A 17715-nucleotide genomic window follows, 5' to 3' on the forward strand; every position below is an offset into this window, starting at 1 on the left:
ATACATCAATAAATTCTTTACCCACTTTATGCTTAAACTGAATATATTACTATTATGAATTACTAATATGGAGTGTATAAATTTTGGATGAATATGATGTTTTTAAAATCAATGAACGATATTTTAGACCCTCAAAATACCCTGCATTAAACATAAGATATTTCGACTATACTTTTTATGATAAATACTCAAATGCAGATTATACAAAAATAACACTACCTGACTATTTATTTTCTTCACCAGAAAATACAATTTTAAATTACTTCAGCATACTCCGTGAAGCAGAAAGTATATCAAAAGGTGGCTGTGGGAGTATTGGTGATGGAAAAGCGCCATACCCAATTTCATATAATTTTTTTACGAAAGAATATCAAAATAGTTTTCCATACTCAGAATATTTGAAAACCTTCAATGATATTGGACATATAAATTTAGTAAAACTCAATGACCTAACTAATTCAACTACACCTAAAGATAACTATAAATATTTTTTTGAAATTGAAACAATAGAACCCTCTACAAATGGCAATACAAGCTTCGCTTACTATTATGGGTTTATGTATTTAAAAATGGATGGTAAAAACTATAAAATTTCTGATATAGATATACGTGGAGAAGACTTTTTATGTGCCGCATATCATGGATGGTCTCACGATGCTGAAAGCTATGTAAACATAACCTATGGTGATTGGTGTAAGCTTATAAAAGTAATGCATCCAATTGAGCAAAAAGGATATGTTAAAAATGTTTATTTTTTAGGTACAGATGGTAAGGAATACAAAATTGAATTTTTTCAGCTGACTAATGGTAATGATGTTCAAGTTGGCCAATTTGTAAAAGACAACAGCGGAAATTGGCAGCCCATAGTAATAGATGTAAACAAGTGTTTGCAAAGGCGTAACCACATAAATTCTAATTGTTTTAGATGCCCCTTTAATAAAGGGCTGTTGTAATAAATGTAAATATTACGGGTAATTAATTATTAATACCAGCCTTTTCTACTTCCTCTATAACTTCCAAAATACCTTTTTTTATTTTATGGGGATTAGTTCTGCTCACGCTAATTCTCATAATTTTTTTACTACTATTGCTTAAGTAAAATTTAGATGTATCAGCCATTAATATATTTTTTAGTTTTAAATTTTCAATAATAGAATTTATATTTATATTGTCATTTAATTCAAAGCTTGCAAAAAAACCGGACTTTGGAATGTGCCATTTTATCTTCTTGCTACCATAGTTTTTAACTACTTCACTGAGATACTTCATTCTTTCAGTATACACTTCTTTAAATTTTTTAATATTTTCATCAAACATGCCACTTTTTATATAAATCTCTAAAGCACCTTGCGCAAGCACAGATGTATTTAAATCATTCCACTTCTTATATTCTCTAAAATTTTTTGTAAGTGTACTTGGGATTACGGCTGCTGAAATTCTAAGTCCAGGAAGAAGGACTTTGGAATATGATTTTAAATATATGACTCTTGAATCCATATCAAAGGCATAAATTGGATCTGATTTTTTATTTACCTCTAAATCAGAAAGGTAATCATCTTCAACTATATATACATCATATTTTTTACAAAGCTCAAGTATTCTTTTCTTATTCCTATTTGAATATGAAAAACCTGTTGGATTATGAAACCTAGGTATGGTATAAAAAAACTTTATATTTTCATACTTAAATATATTTTCAAGTTCATTAAAATCTATTCCTTCATATATTCTCCTAATTCCAATAGTCTCCACATGATTAAGTTCTAAGGATTTTAAAACTCCATGATATGTTGGCTGTTCTACAAGCACTTTTCTCCGTCCATTATTAAAATCCATCATTGTTAGTATATTTATTGCTTGTTGAGCACCAGAGGTTATAAATACATTTTCCCTACTTGCAAAAACTTGATAATTTTGGAGCTGTTTTATTACAATGTTGATTAAACTGGGCAGCCCCTCCGCATTTGAATTATTAAAGAGATTATCTTTATATAAATCCATTGCCATATTAATGCAATGCTGAAATTCTTCATATGGTAATATATATTCATCTGGAGCAGCTGTTGCAAAGTCTACTTTAGCATCATCTTCTTTAACTTCCGCTTTGAAATTGCTCTCAACAAGGTAATAGCCACTTTTAGCTATTGAATAGACAATATGTTCCCTCTCCATTAAATCATAAGCCTTAACCACTGTTGCTTTACTGCAACTAAACCTTTCAGAAACATTTCTTATTGACGGTAATTTTTGACCTGATTTTATATTACAATTTGATATTTCACTTTTAATATAATTTATAATAGCTTCATATTTTGTCAAAGCAATTCCACCCCTCACATCTTATAATATCTTTAATTTCTGACATTTGTAAACTTGCTTAAATTCAATCTGTACTAGTCCAGCCATAAATTTCTATCATTGCCTTACTTTCTTCTTATGTCTTACACTATAAATAAAGATATACCATTGTGAAACTTAAGGAGAAATTATTATGAAGGATTTAACTGTTGGAAGTGAACATAAAGTCATATTAAAATTTACTTTACCAATATTACTTGGTAACTTGTTTCAGCAACTATATAATACAATTGACAGTATTATTGTTGGAAATTTCTTAGGTAAAAATGCTTTAGCTGTGGTAAGTTCCTGTTTTAGTATAACTTTTGCAATTTTACTCATAATTATGGGTCTAACCCTCGGTACAAACATTCTAATTGCACAATATTACGGTGCAAGAGATACTTATAAAGTAAAAAAAGCCATTGATACTTCATATATATTTTTATTTATTTTATCATTATTAATAACTACTTTAGGGATTATATTCAGCAAATACATTTTAGTTATTTTCAATGTTCCAGAAGAAATATTATCTGAAGCAACCATATTTCTTAGAATTCTTTTTATTGGAACCATTTCATCTTTTGGCTACAATGCTATAAGCAGCATTTTAAGAGGCATTGGTGATTCAAAAACACCTTTGTACTTTTTAATGGCTTCAACCTTAATAAATATAATTTTAGATTTAATCTTTATAACTCTTTTAAAATCTAGAGCCTCTGGAGCTGCCCTAGCCACTATATTATCTCAAAGTTTTTCCTTCATAGGAATTTTTATTTATTTTAATAAATTTTATTCTCAATTTAAATTTAATATAAAGAATGTATGTTTTGATAAGAATATACTTAAATTAAGCCTAAGAATAGGTTTACCTGCTGCACTTCAAAAACTATTTTTATCTGGTGGTATACTAATTAATCAAATTTTAATAAATAGTTTTGGTGCAACTTCCATGGCAGCCTTTGCAGCCGCTTCAAAACTAGATTCCTTTGCACAAATGCCCGCAGCTAACTTAGGTGATGCCTTGTCTGTTTTTACAGCTCAAAATATAGGTGCAAATAAACCTAGTAGGGTTAAAAAAGGATATATTTCAACCTTTATAATCGGCTCTGTTATTTGCACAATTATTTCTTTAATAGTCATATTATTTTCTAAACAACTGATGAGTCTCTTTGTAAAAGACATGTCCGTCATTAAAATAGGAATGGGCTATCTTACGATAGTTGGTTTATTTTATATAGCATATTCAGCTATGAATGTAACTAATGGTTTTTTGCTTGGTACTAAAAATTCTGTTGCTGGAATGATTTCAACTATAGTATCCTTATGGTGTATTCAGCTTCCTATATCTATATTTTTATCTCACAAAATTGGATTAAGCGGTATATGGTTTGGAATCCCGGCTGGCTGGCTATCTGGATTTGCAATAAGATTTTTCTTTTATTTAAGGTATACTTCAGATAAACATCAAAATTACACTCCTCAAAAACGTGCTAGCTTATGATAAAAATAAACCACTGTGAAACTTAACCAACTTAAAATATGAAAAATATCTATTCCTACTTTTTTATTGATATTCATAAAAAATATATTGAAAAACGATAAACAGCATGTTATACTTTCAATATAATTAAATTTTGAAAGGAAGTATAATAATGGATAACAGTGAGTCGGTATGTAAATTTTTAAGAGCATGCTTAAGCCTATTAATGATATTAACATTTCTTTTCTTTATAACAATCTCAATTATTACCTTTAGTAATGAATCACTTGCACATGCTATAACGTATACTTTTATTAGAGCTTTAGTATTTGGTACATTTTTATTTCTACTTTATGATTTAAGAAATATCGTTTGTACAATAATAAATAGAAATCCTTTTTCTGAAAAAAACATAAAAAAGTTTAAAAATATAAGTAAATGCATTTTCTTTTTAGGTATAGTTAGTATTATTGACCATCCAAAAAATTCCCCAACAATTTTTGATTTTTTTGGTTTTAGCATAAATGCTTCTATTTTTATTTATATAATATTAGGATGTTTGTCTTTAATTTTAGCTGAGATATTTAAATTAGCATTGAAAATAAAAACTGAAAATGACCTTACAATTTAAAGGAGGCTACTATGGCTATAATTGTTAATTTAGATGTAGCAATGGCAAAATGTAAAATTTCTCTCTCGGAACTATCTAAAAAAGTCGACATAACTCCTGCTAATTTGTCAATATTGAAAAATAATAAAGGCAAGGCAATACGCTTTTCAACACTGGATGCACTTTGCCGTGAATTGAAATGTCAACCTGGCGATTTGCTTGAATACATTGAAGATTAAATATGGCTATACCAGTTAAAATATCGAAATTATTCAAGCTTAATTGTTTCTAATTCTTTGCATAAGTTGTCCAATTCTAAAATTGATTGTTTTATATTTGATATCTTACTGCTTTGTTCTTCAACTTCTGCGGATATTTCTTCCGTAGAAGCAGCATTTTCCTGTGAAATACTTGCAACTTCTGAAATTTGATTTTCTATTGCCGAAAATGTATTATGTATTTTATCTATGAGTTCATGTTCTGTTACCATAATAGTATTTATTTTATTAAAAGATTTATCCACCTTTTCAAAATCCAAGCAAACTTTTTCAACGGTTTCTTTTCCACTATTTATAGCAATATTTCCTTCCTCAACAACTTTAAAAGTTTCATAAGATTTTTGATTTATAGTAGAAATTATATGTGATATTTTACTTACTGCTTCTCCACTAGCATCTGCTAATTTCTGAACCTCTGAAGCTACAACAGCAAACCCTTTTCCCGCTTCTCCTGCTCTAGCTGCTTCTATTGATGCATTTAATGATAGCAAATTAGTTTGTTCTGAAATTTCAACTATTAAATTTAAAGACTCATTAATTTTAGTGATACTACTATTCAATTCATTTACAGTAGAATATGCCGACTGCATTGCCTTACTAGCAGTCTCCATTTGGCTCGTCATGTTTTTTATTTCGCCTAACCCATCTTTAACCACATCATTTACTTCATTTATATTTTTGTTCATTTCCTTAGACATATTGCTAGTTTCTTTAACAACACTTACAGCATTTTTAGCAGCTACACTTATATTAGCAGCATTACCTGCTTCAACTCCAGCGCCCTTAGCAATTTCCTCAACTGCACTCCAAATATTTTTACCTGCATTATCAGTTATAGTTATATTTTCATTGCAATTTGAAATTCCATTACTTAGTATCTTAGTACTTTTTTCAATTTGAGACATAGTATTTTGCAGCTTTTCTAATAACTCAGTTGAATTCTTTTCTTTTTCTACTGCCGAGTTAACTAATCCATTTCCCCATTTTGTGAGAAAATATAAAATAACAACTATAGCATCTATTATGAATACTATTTGAATAAACTGGTCTATAGCAGCCTTAGTCCCAAGCATACCTTTAGGTGAGATTATAAAAAATATTGTCAATGAAATATTCATGATTATAGCATATATAATAACAATTTTATCCTTAAAATATAAAGTACTCATTGCAAATCCGCCCAAAAACGTCAAAAGCATTATAGCCGATCCTTTAAATAAATAATCCAAATACATGCACATGTACAATGGTAAAAGGCATATAATTAATCCTTTAATTGAATTATTAATAGGACATAAATAAACAATTGTTCCTACTACAGCTAATCCCATTATTATGGATGTAACCTTAATTGCTCCTCCTTTATAAAGCGCTAATTGTTCAATACCTAATATAATACAAACACTCCATAAAATCCTAAAATTGATTTTATTAATTCTTGAGGTTTCAAATTTATTTTCACAATTATTCATCATAAGCTCCCCTCCGCTTTTATTATAAGTCATACATATTAAATTTACATTAAGTTGATATAAATATTCTCTATATTCCTTACATATCTGCTTTAGTGATAACTTATAATATTTTTACATTAAATTAATAATTCTCCATAAATGCAATTATTCCTTTATTTAAATAAAAGGCTATGTTTTAAAAGAAAATTTATATGAGCTTATCTTCCAATCACAATTGCAGTAATACCAAGTTTCTTACACGCTTCTATTTTTTCTAAAGTTCCTCCTGTTTTGCCACTATCCTTCATAACTACAATTTCAGCAGCATATTCCTTGAATAAAGCTATATTTATTTCCTCACTAAAAGGACCAAGTGCAGCGACAATATCCTTCATTTTAACCTTATTTTCATTGCAAATTTTAATACTCCTAGCAGCCGGTAAAACTCTATATACAAATCGATTGCTGCCTCGTACAGTTTCAAAATCCTTTATATTCTTAGATCCAGTTGTAAAAAATACACTTCCACTTATTTCTTTAAGGTCGCTTAAGTAATTTTTGCAAGCCTCCAATGAAGTAAGGTAAATACAATTTTTATAACTATATTTTGCTTTTGGTCTTTCATATCTTTTATATTTTATTCCGCAATTTTTAGAAGCCTCCTTTGCATTTTGTGTAACCTCAACAGCATAAGGATGCGACATATCCAAAACTGTATCTACAGAGTACTTTTTTATAAACATCTCCATATCGGCCTCATCCATTCTGCCTATTATTAAATTTTCATCTTCTAAAAATTCTCTTTCAGAAATTGTAGCTGCTGTTATTACATACTTCCTTTTATTTTTTATCCTTTTTACAAATTCAACGGCTTCAGAGGTTCCCCCTATTATCCAAATCATATTTTATAGCCTCTTGGCGTTATCATTTTTCCAGCTTTAATATAAGTATTTTTATTTCCTATAATGACCACGGTTTTCATATCTACAAACTCGTAATCTATACTTGAAAGAGTAGTTACAATTTTCTCATTTTCAGCTCTACCTGCATTTTTAATTATTCCTACAGGTGTATTAGGGCTTTTATACTCCATAATAAGCTTAACTGCATTTTTTAAATAATTTTCACGACCTTTGCTTCTCGGATTATAAATTGCTATTACAAAATCACCTTTTGCTGCACATTTTATTCTTTCCTGTATTAATTCATATGGTGTCAATAAATCACTTAAACTTATAGTGCAAAAATCGTGCATTATTGGTGCTCCAATTTCAGCAGCCCCTGCAAAGGCACTTGTCACTCCTGGAATCACTTCAACTTCAATATCAGAAGCAAGTTCTAAAATAGGGCCTGCCATTCCATAAAGTCCTGCATCCCCTGTGCTTATTATTGCTGTATCAATTCCTTCCCTGACCTTATCAATTGCAATTTTGCATCTTTCAATTTCGCCTCTCATACCAGTGCTTATTACTTCTTTTTTCTCAAGCAGTTCCTTTAAAATTTCTATATAAAAACTATATCCAACAACAACTTTCGATTTTTCTATTGCTTTTACAGCCCTTAACGTCATGTTGTCTATACTTCCTGGACCTATTCCTATTACATAAAGTTTTGCCACAGCTATTCTCTCCTTCCAACTGCAATTGTAACTCCATTTTGTGCAGTTTTCTTAACTACTATTTTCCCACTGCCAAGATATGCCGTTGGTTCACAAACAGAGCTAACACCAACACTGGAATTTACAAAAGCACTTTTATCAAATTTATCTTCTACTGTTTTAATTTCCTCTACAGAAAAAGTTTTAAAATCACATTTAAGCTTCTTTGAAAGCTCTACTATTCCCTTTTCATTTTTCTTTATGTCTATACTACATATAAGTCCAATAGCTTTTATACTTAAATTATTCTTCTTAAAAATGTTAGCTATAAAACTTAAAATTTCCTCCATTGTTTTTCCCTTTTTACACCCTATTCCAAGTACTAAATTTCTAGGTCTTAAAATACAATATGGCTTTTTTTCTTCTATGCTTTCCCTTGAAGTAACATATATAGCTCCTTCATAATCTTCTTCTACTATACCACCATAGTTTATTTTTTCCTTTACTTCTGATTTAAAAGCTATTGGTTTTCCATTTACCATAATTGAAGTTATATCTTTTAATGCCTCCATATCTTCAACTAAAAGCCCACACTTTTTTGCAAACAAATCTGGTGCTTCAATACCCCTTCCATCTGATGCTGTTGTTATTACAGGTTCTGCTTTTATTAAGCTTGAAACCTTTAATGCAAGTTCATTTGCACCACCTATATGCCCTGACAAAAGACTTATAGAAAATCTAGCCATATCATCTACAACAACTACTGCTGGATCTTTTACTTTTGACTTTAAATATGGTGCTATAAGCCTCACTGCTATTCCAACTGCAGATATAAAAATTATGCCCTGGTAGTTTTCAAAAATATTTTTAATATCTGACTTGCCTCTAAAAATCACACTTTCTTTTATAGCTTTATTTATTTTAAGAGCAATTTTTTCACCTTTATCTGTAAAAAAAATCACTGCAATTCTCATTTTGAAGCCTCCCTAAAACCATGTGCAAAGGTAGGGTCATAAAGTTTTGATCTTTCATAATTCGTATCAATAAAATCTCCAACTAAAATTTGTGCAAAATTTTTAATTTCTGCTTCTTTAACCTTAGAAACTATATCCAAAAGTGTTCCAACAACTATTTTTTCATCTTCCCAAGTTGCCTTGTACACAACTGCTATAGGCACATCCTCTCTCTCATACCCTTCTTTTAACTTTTCTACAACAGCTTCAATACTTTGCGCCGACAAAAATATTGACATTGATGCCTTGTGTGCTGCCAAAAGCTCTAAGCTTTCTTTTGCTGGTACAGGTGTTCTTCCTTCCATTCTAGTTATTATAACCGTTTGACTAATTCCTGGAAGTGTAAACTCCCTTTTTATAGCAGCCGCACTAGCTGTAAAAGAGCTAACACCTGGTATTACTTCAAATTCTATTTTAAGCTCCGTTAATTTATCCATTTGTTCCTTTATGGCACCATATATACTTGGATCTCCTGTATGTAAACGCACTACATTTTTATTTTCCTCATTGGCCTTTTTCATAACAAAAATAACCTCTTCAAGTGTCATTGTTGCACTGTTATAAATTTCCGCACCAGCCTTACAAAAATTCATATGCTCCTTTGCAACAAGTGATCCCGCATATATTACAACCTCTGCTGCTTCAATTTTTTTTCTTCCTTTAATAGTTATTAAATCTACATCACCAGGACCCGCTCCAACAAAACTAACCATTGTTCCTTCTCCTTCCAATTATTAAGGACAAGTAATCCTTATCTTCTAAAATTGCAGTCCTATCTCGTAAAATAACTTCATTTTCCGTGCTGCAGCGCTTTACATATACATATTCAAAACCATTTTCCTCAAGTATTGAAAGTATTTTTTTCTTATCTTTGTAGGTTTTAAGCACAGCTACACTTTGACTATTTTTTAATATATCTAAATTAATTTCTCCATCGCAAAGATAAAAATTATCCCCTTTAAGCGTTAGTGGAGTTTTTGTTATATTTGAAGCTGCTCCAAAGGAAGTTATCCCTGGTATAGCCTCTGCGTTAACTCCAATTTTATCCAATTCACTTAAAAGATATATAAAGGTACTGTAAACCATTGGATCTCCAAGGGTTAAAAAAGCTCCTGTTTCTCCGCTTGTTTTTCTTATTATTTCTGCCGCTTCTTTATATCTACTGCTATTATCCTCACCCATGGGAAATTCAAGTTCTACTATTTTCTTGTCAGAAATAAATTCTTCTGCAATTTTTAAAGCCGTGCTTATGCCTTTGCTTTTGGGGGCAAAGATTACATCAGCTTCCCTTATGAGTCTGTAGCCCTTAAGTGTTATGAGTTCTTTATCACCTGGTCCAACTCCAATTCCATATATTTTTTTCATGGTTTTTTCCCCCTAACTAAAAATACAGGATTATTTGCCTTCAAAAGCCCTATCCTGTCCATATAAGATACTTGTATCAGTTTTACATCTATGTCCTCATAATTATTTGCTTTTATAAAATTTAAAAAGGTATTTAAATTATTCATAGTTATAAAATTAGCTGCAATAATTCCTCCAGCTTCTATATTTTTATTTACACAGTTTAAAATTTCCTCTAACTTTCCACTACTGCCTCCTATAAAGACCTTGTTATACCTTTTCACTTCTGAAAGCTTTTCCGGAGCCTCTCCTTCTATAATTTTAACTTCTGTCTTGAATTTAAAATTATTTTCTTTAATTAAATTTATTGCTTCTTCTTTGTGCTCTACCGCATAAACCTCAGCTCCAAAAAGTGCTGCTTGAATAGCTATAGAACCTGTGCCTGCACCGATATCTATTAAAATATCATCTTCACCTATTTCTAAAGCACCCATCACTGCTGTCCTAACTTCAAATTTTGTCATGGGAACCTTTCCTCTTAAAAATTCTTCGTCTTTAATCCATTTCATTTTCTATCACCACCACAGAAAGCTTTGAAATATCTTCAATACTATCTCCTATTCTCCCAGTTATTATTTTTTCATTTTCATAGGACAAATTAAAACCCACATAAATTTTTCCCCTCACTCCAAGTTCATAAAGTTTTCTTGATATCTCTTTGGGAGTGTTAATTTTATCTGTTAAAATAACAAAATCCTTACCCTGCTTTATTTGTTTTATATCTTCCTCTCTACCGTGAAGGCTCATAAACTTAAATTTCTGCCAGCTTTTTTGAAGGTTTGCCATCATATATTGAAAAGAAGATATTCCAGGTACAACCTCAGCTATTTCTACACCATTTCTTTTTAAATATTCAACTATTCCATAGAACTCCGGATCTCCAGAAGCGAGTATATCTACATTTTCTTCTTTACTAATTATATTTAAAACTTCTTTTACAGTATTTACAGCCTGAGTCTTTATCCCTACCTTTTCCACATCCTTTGAAAGCCTACCAAAGGCAACTAAATGCTTTGAAGTTTTTATTATATCTAAGGCATAAATTGACAAGTATTTTATATTTCCTGGTCCCATTCCAACAACCCTTATCATAATTAAAGCACCCCATACTTCATTGAATACATATATATTTTTACTTTCACTTCATCATTTTTTATATACTTTCTTATTCTAGCTTCAATTCCTTTTTTCATATCCTCTATTGCAATTTTAAAGCCATTTTCATAAACAAGCTCTAAGGCTTCTTCTGTTGTAATGCAATTTTTGACCTTTTCTAAAAGCTCTAGTTTTGCACCTCTAAGTGCTAAATAGTAAACAAAAGCTTCCATCCTTACATCACAAACCTTACTGTGAGTATTGAAGGCTCCAACAGAAATTTTTGAAAACTTACCTATGTGTCCAAGCAGTGTTATACTTTTAAACCCTTTGTAAACTGAATAAAGCACTGCATCTCCAACATAATTTGAAATTTTAACCTTTCTACCTGTTAGCTTTAAGCTTTCAAGCATTTTTTCACCATAGTTGCCTGGATATAAAATTATTTCTCTAAGTCCTTCATTATATACAGTATCTATTTCAAGGTATATAGTATCTAAAAGTGCTTTTTCAGACATTGGTTCAACTATTCCAGTAGTACCTATTATGGATATTCCACCTTCAATACCTATATTTTTATTAAAGGTTTTTTCTGAAATTAATTTTCCCATTGGTGCATAAATAACTATATCAAAGCCTTCTTCGGTTACCTTTCTTACTTCTTCTTCTATCATCCTTCTTGGTACAGGATTTATAGCCGCTTCGCCAATCTCTCCAAAGAGCCCCTTTCTTTTAATTCTACCTATACCCTCTCCACCATCTATAGTAATTAGGTTATCTTTACGCTTTGAAATCCTTGCATAAATTTCAATACCATCCGTGACATCAGGATCATCACCACTATCTTTTACTATACAGCACTCTGCATAATCTTCCTTTATTACAGGCTTCATAACCTCAAGCTCCAAAACTATATTAGCTGGTGTATCTATTTTGACTCTATTTATTAGCTTTTTATTAATAAACATACTTACTGCTGCTTTTGCTGCCGCTGCACTACAACTTCCTGTAGTATAGCCGCATCTTAGCTTTTTACCTTCCTTTACAACATACAGCTCCTTCATCTTCCCACCGCCATATATAAAAGTGCATTTACTACAGCAGCTGCCACATTGCTTCCTCCCTTTGTTCCTATTGTAGTTATACTTGGTACATCAAAATTTCGTATATATTCCTTTGATTCTGCCGCTCCAACAAAGCCAACAGGTACTCCGATTATGAGCTTAGGCTTTACTTTTCCTTCTGTTATAAGCTCTCCAAGTCTAAAAAGCGCAGTTGGTGCATTTCCAACCACAAAAATTTCTGCTCCCTCTGAAACTGCAATATCAACACAGGCGGAAGATCTTGTGGTTTCTCTTTCCTTGGCCATTTCAAAGGCTCTTTTATCATCTATATAACACAAAAGCTTAGAGCCAGACTTTTCTATAGCTTTTTTATTTATTCCAGACCAAGCCATGCGTGTATCCGTAAAAATTTTACTTTTATTTTTTAAAAGCTCTATTCCAAGCTTTACGGCTTCACCTTTAAAACTAATTATGTTTTTATACTCAAAATCACCTGTGGTATGAATCATTCTCTTTACCACTGGAATTTCTTCTTCTTTAAAATTATTATTTTTTATCTCTTCATCTATTATTTCCATGCTCGTTTTTTCAATTAACATAGGATTTTTTATATACAAGACCTTCCATCTCCTTTGTTCCTTGCTTTTTCAGCAAAGGCTAACATATTATTAAAGGCTTTTAAATTTCCTAAAAAACTTATGTGGGGATAACCAGCAAGAACATTCTTATAGCTATAACCACATTTCCAAGCCTTATCTCCCATAGTCTTTTTTATACTAAACACAGCCTTTTCATTTATTTCTGTTATTGATTTATGGAATTCGTGAGCTGTTAAACTATCACCTTTTTCTCCAAGCATGCAGCTTTTCTCCAATTCTATATCTATATAGCCAAACCTTTGAAGGGATTTTGTAAGCATACTTTTTCCTTTAAAAAGCCCAACCATTTTACTATCCTCTATAGCCTCCATAAGGTACATAAAGCCACCACATTCTGCATAAATGCAGCCTCCAGCTTCTCCAAAATTTTTTATAGCTTTTAGCATATTTTTATTTTCTGAAAGCTTTTCTCTGTATACCTCAGGATATCCACCGCCAAAATATAATAAGTCACAGTTTGGAAGTTTTAAATCACTTAATGGGGAAAAATATTCAACTTCCGCGGAACTTTCTAAAAGTTTTATATTTTCGCTGTAATAAAATGAAAAAGCCTTATCTAAAGCTATTGCTACTTTTATTTTTTTCTTATTTGGAAATTTAAATTTTGCAGAGCAGTTAATATTAGACATAAGCTTAATTAAAAGCTCCATATTTATATTTTGCTCTACAGCTTCCATAGCTTTTTCTATTTTTTCTTCTATATCCTCTATTTCACTGCTTTGAATAAGTCCCAAATGTCTACTTTTTATTTCTATTTCATCTATTTTAGGTATATATCCAAGTACCACCAGCTCCGTATATTTTTCTATTTGCTCCTTTAGCATTTTATACATTTTTTCTGATACTCGGTTTAAAATTACAGCTTTAATAGTTGAAGCTTGAAATTCTGCCATGCCCTTTAGCTTTGGAATTACAGAGAACATTTCTCCCTTTGGAGTATATACAAGCACTGCATTTACCTTAAGCTCTTTTGCTATATCATAGCTTGAATTATCAAAGGTGTTATAAATCCCATCAAAGTATCCCATGGCACCCTCTATTACTATAGTTTGACTTTCCGCCAGGGCTATTGATTTTTTTATACCCTCTCTTCCTTGCAAATGCATATCCAAATTTCCCGCCTGTTTTTTTGAGGCTAATTTTAAAAAAGCAGTATCTATATAATCTGGTCCCGTTTTAAATCCAGATACCTCAATGCCCCTATTTAAAAGTGCTCTTATTATTCCAAGGGTTATAGTTGTTTTACCACTGCCACTACTTGGTGCTGTAATCATTATTCCTTTCATAGCTTTATCTCCTCTAAAGCTCTTATTAAAGCTTCATTGCTTTCTCTGTCCTTTACCGCAAGCCTTATATATGTTTTATCAAGGCCTTCAAAACTGGAAGCCTTTCTAATCATAAATCCCTTATAAATAAGCTTATCGAAAATTTCATCTTCCTCACCTTTTAAAAGCTTTATGAGAATAAAATTTGTATGACTTTCAAATGACCTTATCCAATTTATATTTGAAAGCTTATTTAACATAAAATTTCTTTCTTTTTCCGTTTCTCTTTTTACTTTTTCAATATAGGCTTTATCCTTAAATATTACCCTTCCTGCTGCATTTGCATATGAGTTTACACTCCAAGGACTTTCTATTTTTATATATTTTTCTCTAAAAGTTTCATTTACAAATGCATAACCAAGTCGTATTCCTGGAAGTGCAAAGAATTTGGTTGCCGCACGTACTACGCATACCTTTTCTTCCTCCCTAAAGAGTTCAATGCTGTCATAATCCTCTGGACAAAATTCATAAAAAGCCTCATCTAAAAGTAAAAATGCATCTTTTTCTTTCACAATTTCATATAGCTTTAAAAGAACTTCTTTTTCTATCCTAAGTCCTGTAGGATTATTGGGATTTCCCAAAATAAGCAAATCATCTTTTCTCAAAGTATTTTTAAGGCTGTCAAAAGTAATTTTAAAATTCTCATCCATTTTTAATGTTATTACTTCTTTTCCCAATACTTTTGGTCTTTTTATGTATTCTCCAAAGCATGGAACAAACACTACAATTCTATTAAATAAAAGGCACATATTACTTATAAGCTCCATTGCACCACTACCAACTATTACTTCTCTATAATCACATTTTAAATATTTTGCAATATTGTGTCTAAGCTCTCTATATTGAATATCTGGATAGCTAGTAAGCTCTTCATAAGCCTTTAAAAGTTCAGCTTTAAGCGCTTTTGGAGGTCCCATTGGATTTATATTACTGCTGTAATCAATTATTTTCCCATTAAATTTGCCTTTATAACTAAAGGTATCACCACCATGAAACATTAAAAATACCTCCTATAACAAAATAAATTATTGCAAATAAAATTTCTGCTCTATACATTATTTCAACAGTTCTTTTAACATCTTCTATTTCAAGTTCTCTCTTTTTATCTCCTATTTTAGGCTTTTTCATCACTTCGCCAAAATAAACATTATCTCCACCAAGTTGAACTTTAAGCAGTCCTGCAACAGCTCCTTCTGGATAAGCGCAGTTAGGACTTTTGTGATTTTTTCTATCTCTTAGCATAATTTTAAGACCATTTATAGCATCAAATCTAAATATTGAAGCAATGCACATTAAAACGCCTGTTAAACGTGCTGGTATAAAATTAAAAACATCATCTGTTTTTGCAGGAAAAAAGCCTATATAAAGATACTTTTCATTTTTATATCCAAGCATTGAATCCATTGTATTAACCATTTTATATAAAAAGGCTAAAGGTGCTCCACCAATTGCTGCATAAAGCATTGGGGCTATAACTCCATCAGAAGTATTTTCTGCTATTGTTTCCACGTCTGCTCTTATTACTTCACTCTCACTTAGATTTTTAGTTTCTCTACCAACAATAAAAGAAAGTCTTAATCTTGCTTCAGCTATTCCTTTTTCAAAAGCCTTAGCCACCTTCATACCTTCTCTTTGAAGACACCCAGCTGCAATGCAGGTATATAAAAAATATGTGTTTACAATATGATAGGCAAGGTTATAATTTTTTAAAATTTTAAGTATTACATATGGCACTAAAAAGGCTAAAATTAAATTTATAAGAACTATGCTTCCGCCAAAGCATTTTAACATTTTATTACTTTTAGCAAGTTTTCTTACACTTTTTTCCTCAAAGCTTATTATATTGCCCATAAGTTTTACTGGATGTGGAAGAAAATATGGATCGCCAATTAAAAAATCTAATATTAAAGCTATTAAAAAATCTATCATTTTCCCTCTCCTAAAAGCTTGTACACATACTCTATATCTATATTTTCTCTAACTATCGCTGCAAGTTTATTTAATTCTTCTTCTCTCTTTTCCCTTAAATCTGCACTGACCTTTTCTTCAAGCTTTTTCTTTCTTCTTATGCTATTTAATATTTTTGCCCTGAATTCATTAGAATCAAATATGCCATGAAGGTAGGTCCCATAATATTTATCTAGTAACATATCTCCGTCAAAATAGTTCACCATTTCCCCAGTTTTCTTTTTTATATTCACAAAAGGCTTTTTATTTCCACTTGTCCTTCCTGAATGTATCTCATATCCATAAACCTTACAACCAAGTGCAGTACCTTCAACATTTTGAGTTATTTTTTCACCTTCAAAATAAGTTTCTGTATTAAAAATTGAAAGCCCTTCCTCAACTTCACCTTTCTTTACTTCCCAACCTTCAACATCTACTATTTTTCTGCCTAGCATTTGATATCCACCGCATACACCAAAAACAATTCCATCAAATTTTTTTATTGCATAATCAAAGCCAGAGCTTTTTAGCCATCTTAAATCTTCTATAGTATTTTTGCTTCCTGGAATTATCAAAATATCTGCCTTTCCAATTTCAAGTGGTGAAGTTATAAAATTTATTGTAACATCCTCATCAAATTTAAAGGCATCAAAGTCTGTAAAATTTGATATTCTTGGAAGCCTTATAACTGATACTTGAACAGCTCCACCTACAGAATTTTTTATTTCAGAAGCACCATCTTCCTCATCAAGTTTTACATTCATATATGGAATTATGCCAACTACAGGAATGTTTACAAGCTTTTCTATCATATCAACTCCACTTTGAAGAATAGCTTTATCTCCTCTAAATTTATTTATTATTATGCCTTTAATTCTATTTCTTTCAGCTTCCTCTAAAAGCATGACTGTACCATATATAGCCGCAAAAACTCCACCTTTATCTATATCTGCAACTAGTAACACTTGAGAAGCTGCAATTTCTGCCATGCCCATATTTACAATATCATTTTCCTTTAAATTAATTTCCGCAGGACTACCCGCACCTTCTATAACAACAAAATCAAATTTTTCTTCAATTTTTTTATAGGTTTCACTTATCATGGTCTTTAGCTTTGTTTTAAATTGAAAATATTCTACTGCATCCATATTTTTATACGGTCTTCCATTTATAATAACTTGACTTTTTCTATCAGAGGTTGGCTTCAAAAGTATTGGGTTCATGTATGCAGCCGGTTCAACCTTTGCCGCCGCCGCTTGAAGCACTTGTGCTCTTCCCATTTCAAGTCCTTCCATTGTGACATAGGAATTGAGTGACATATTTTGTGATTTAAAAGGACATACCTTATAACCATCATTTGCAAAAATCCTGCAAAGTGCCGTTGAAATCAAACTTTTACCTGCTGAAGAAGCCGTACCTTGAATCATTATGCTTGACATTTTATCA

Annotated in this window: 19 protein-coding genes; 4 read left to right on the top strand and 15 right to left on the bottom strand. The window is 31.1% G+C overall.

Annotation, left to right across the window (positions count from 1 at the left end):
- Window positions 1–83: 83 nt before the first annotated feature.
- Window positions 84–953: a hypothetical protein gene (locus CUEA01_RS12350; protein ID WP_234121911.1), complete on the top strand. Its 870-nt coding sequence runs from the start codon at window positions 84–86 to the stop codon at window positions 951–953.
- Between the two features lie 22 nt (window positions 954–975).
- Here CUEA01_RS12350 and CUEA01_RS12355 read toward each other — a convergent pair whose 3' ends face one another.
- A complete protein-coding gene (locus CUEA01_RS12355) occupies window positions 976–2319 on the bottom strand; it encodes an aminotransferase-like domain-containing protein (RefSeq protein WP_234121912.1) in 1344 nt (447 codons plus the stop codon).
- A gap of 172 nt (window positions 2320–2491) precedes the next feature.
- Here CUEA01_RS12355 and CUEA01_RS12360 point away from each other — a divergent pair, with 172 nt between their 5' ends.
- The 3 genes from CUEA01_RS12360 to CUEA01_RS12370 all read left to right on the top strand — a co-directional run bounded on the left by CUEA01_RS12360 (window position 2492) and on the right by CUEA01_RS12370 (window position 4672).
- Complete coding sequence (locus tag CUEA01_RS12360; RefSeq protein WP_234121913.1) at window positions 2492–3844, top strand: MATE family efflux transporter; 1353 nt, start codon at window positions 2492–2494, stop codon at window positions 3842–3844.
- A 151-nt stretch (window positions 3845–3995) separates the two neighbouring features.
- Window positions 3996–4454 (top strand): DUF2975 domain-containing protein, encoded by a 459-nt coding sequence (locus CUEA01_RS12365; RefSeq protein ID WP_234121914.1) that lies wholly within the window; start codon window positions 3996–3998, stop codon window positions 4452–4454.
- Window positions 4455–4465: 11 nt separating this feature from the next.
- Window positions 4466–4672, top strand: coding sequence for a helix-turn-helix domain-containing protein (locus CUEA01_RS12370; RefSeq protein ID WP_234121915.1), 207 nt, complete (start codon window positions 4466–4468; stop codon window positions 4670–4672).
- Between the two features lie 29 nt (window positions 4673–4701).
- Here the strand turns inward: CUEA01_RS12370 and CUEA01_RS12375 are convergent, their stop codons facing one another.
- The 14 genes from CUEA01_RS12375 to CUEA01_RS12440 form a co-directional block, all read right to left on the bottom strand.
- Complete coding sequence (locus CUEA01_RS12375) at window positions 4702–6186, bottom strand: methyl-accepting chemotaxis protein (RefSeq protein ID WP_234121916.1); 1485 nt, start codon at window positions 6184–6186, stop codon at window positions 4702–4704.
- Between the two features lie 197 nt (window positions 6187–6383).
- Entirely contained in the window at window positions 6384–7067 is a 684-nt protein-coding gene (cobK, locus tag CUEA01_RS12380; protein ID WP_234121917.1) for a precorrin-6A reductase, read from the bottom strand.
- Entirely contained in the window at window positions 7064–7783 is a 720-nt protein-coding gene (gene cobJ / locus CUEA01_RS12385; protein WP_234121918.1) for a precorrin-3B C(17)-methyltransferase, read from the bottom strand. The genes cobK and cobJ overlap by 4 nt, the downstream gene beginning before the upstream one ends.
- Before the next feature lie 2 nt (window positions 7784–7785).
- Complete coding sequence (gene cbiG, locus CUEA01_RS12390; RefSeq protein WP_234121919.1) at window positions 7786–8736, bottom strand: cobalt-precorrin 5A hydrolase; 951 nt, start codon at window positions 8734–8736, stop codon at window positions 7786–7788.
- On the bottom strand, window positions 8733–9488 hold the full coding sequence (gene cobM / locus CUEA01_RS12395; protein ID WP_234121920.1) for a precorrin-4 C(11)-methyltransferase: 756 nt from the start codon (window positions 9486–9488) through the stop codon (window positions 8733–8735). The genes cbiG and cobM overlap by 4 nt, the downstream gene beginning before the upstream one ends.
- Window positions 9481–10140, bottom strand: a complete 660-nt coding sequence (gene cobI / locus CUEA01_RS12400; protein WP_234121921.1) for a precorrin-2 C(20)-methyltransferase — start codon at window positions 10138–10140, stop codon at window positions 9481–9483. The genes cobM and cobI overlap by 8 nt, the downstream gene beginning before the upstream one ends.
- Entirely contained in the window at window positions 10137–10688 is a 552-nt protein-coding gene (cbiT, locus tag CUEA01_RS12405; protein ID WP_234121922.1) for a precorrin-6Y C5,15-methyltransferase (decarboxylating) subunit CbiT, read from the bottom strand. Before cbiT ends, cobI begins: the two co-directional genes overlap by 4 nt.
- A complete protein-coding gene (gene cbiE, locus CUEA01_RS12410; RefSeq protein ID WP_234121923.1) occupies window positions 10675–11271 on the bottom strand; it encodes a precorrin-6y C5,15-methyltransferase (decarboxylating) subunit CbiE in 597 nt (198 codons plus the stop codon). Before cbiE ends, cbiT begins: the two co-directional genes overlap by 14 nt.
- A gap of 2 nt (window positions 11272–11273) precedes the next feature.
- Window positions 11274–12338, bottom strand: coding sequence for a cobalt-precorrin-5B (C(1))-methyltransferase CbiD (gene cbiD / locus CUEA01_RS12415; RefSeq protein WP_234121924.1), 1065 nt, complete (start codon window positions 12336–12338; stop codon window positions 11274–11276).
- Window positions 12335–12937, bottom strand: coding sequence for a precorrin-8X methylmutase (locus CUEA01_RS12420; protein WP_234121925.1), 603 nt, complete (start codon window positions 12935–12937; stop codon window positions 12335–12337). Before CUEA01_RS12420 ends, cbiD begins: the two co-directional genes overlap by 4 nt.
- Before the next feature lie 8 nt (window positions 12938–12945).
- Window positions 12946–14283, bottom strand: coding sequence for a cobyrinate a,c-diamide synthase (locus CUEA01_RS12425; RefSeq protein WP_234121926.1), 1338 nt, complete (start codon window positions 14281–14283; stop codon window positions 12946–12948).
- Window positions 14280–15320: a pyridoxal phosphate-dependent aminotransferase gene (locus tag CUEA01_RS12430; RefSeq protein WP_234121927.1), complete on the bottom strand. Its 1041-nt coding sequence runs from the start codon at window positions 15318–15320 to the stop codon at window positions 14280–14282. The genes CUEA01_RS12425 and CUEA01_RS12430 overlap by 4 nt, the downstream gene beginning before the upstream one ends.
- A complete protein-coding gene (cbiB, locus tag CUEA01_RS12435; protein ID WP_234121928.1) occupies window positions 15304–16251 on the bottom strand; it encodes an adenosylcobinamide-phosphate synthase CbiB in 948 nt (315 codons plus the stop codon). The genes CUEA01_RS12430 and cbiB overlap by 17 nt, the downstream gene beginning before the upstream one ends.
- On the bottom strand, window positions 16248–17708 hold the full coding sequence (locus CUEA01_RS12440) for a cobyric acid synthase (protein ID WP_234121929.1): 1461 nt from the start codon (window positions 17706–17708) through the stop codon (window positions 16248–16250). Before CUEA01_RS12440 ends, cbiB begins: the two co-directional genes overlap by 4 nt.
- Window positions 17709–17715: the final 7 nt, after the last annotated feature.

The sequence above is a fragment of the Clostridium hydrogenum genome, from assembly GCF_021432385.1.
GTDB lineage: Bacteria > Bacillota > Clostridia > Clostridiales > Clostridiaceae > Clostridium_S > Clostridium_S hydrogenum.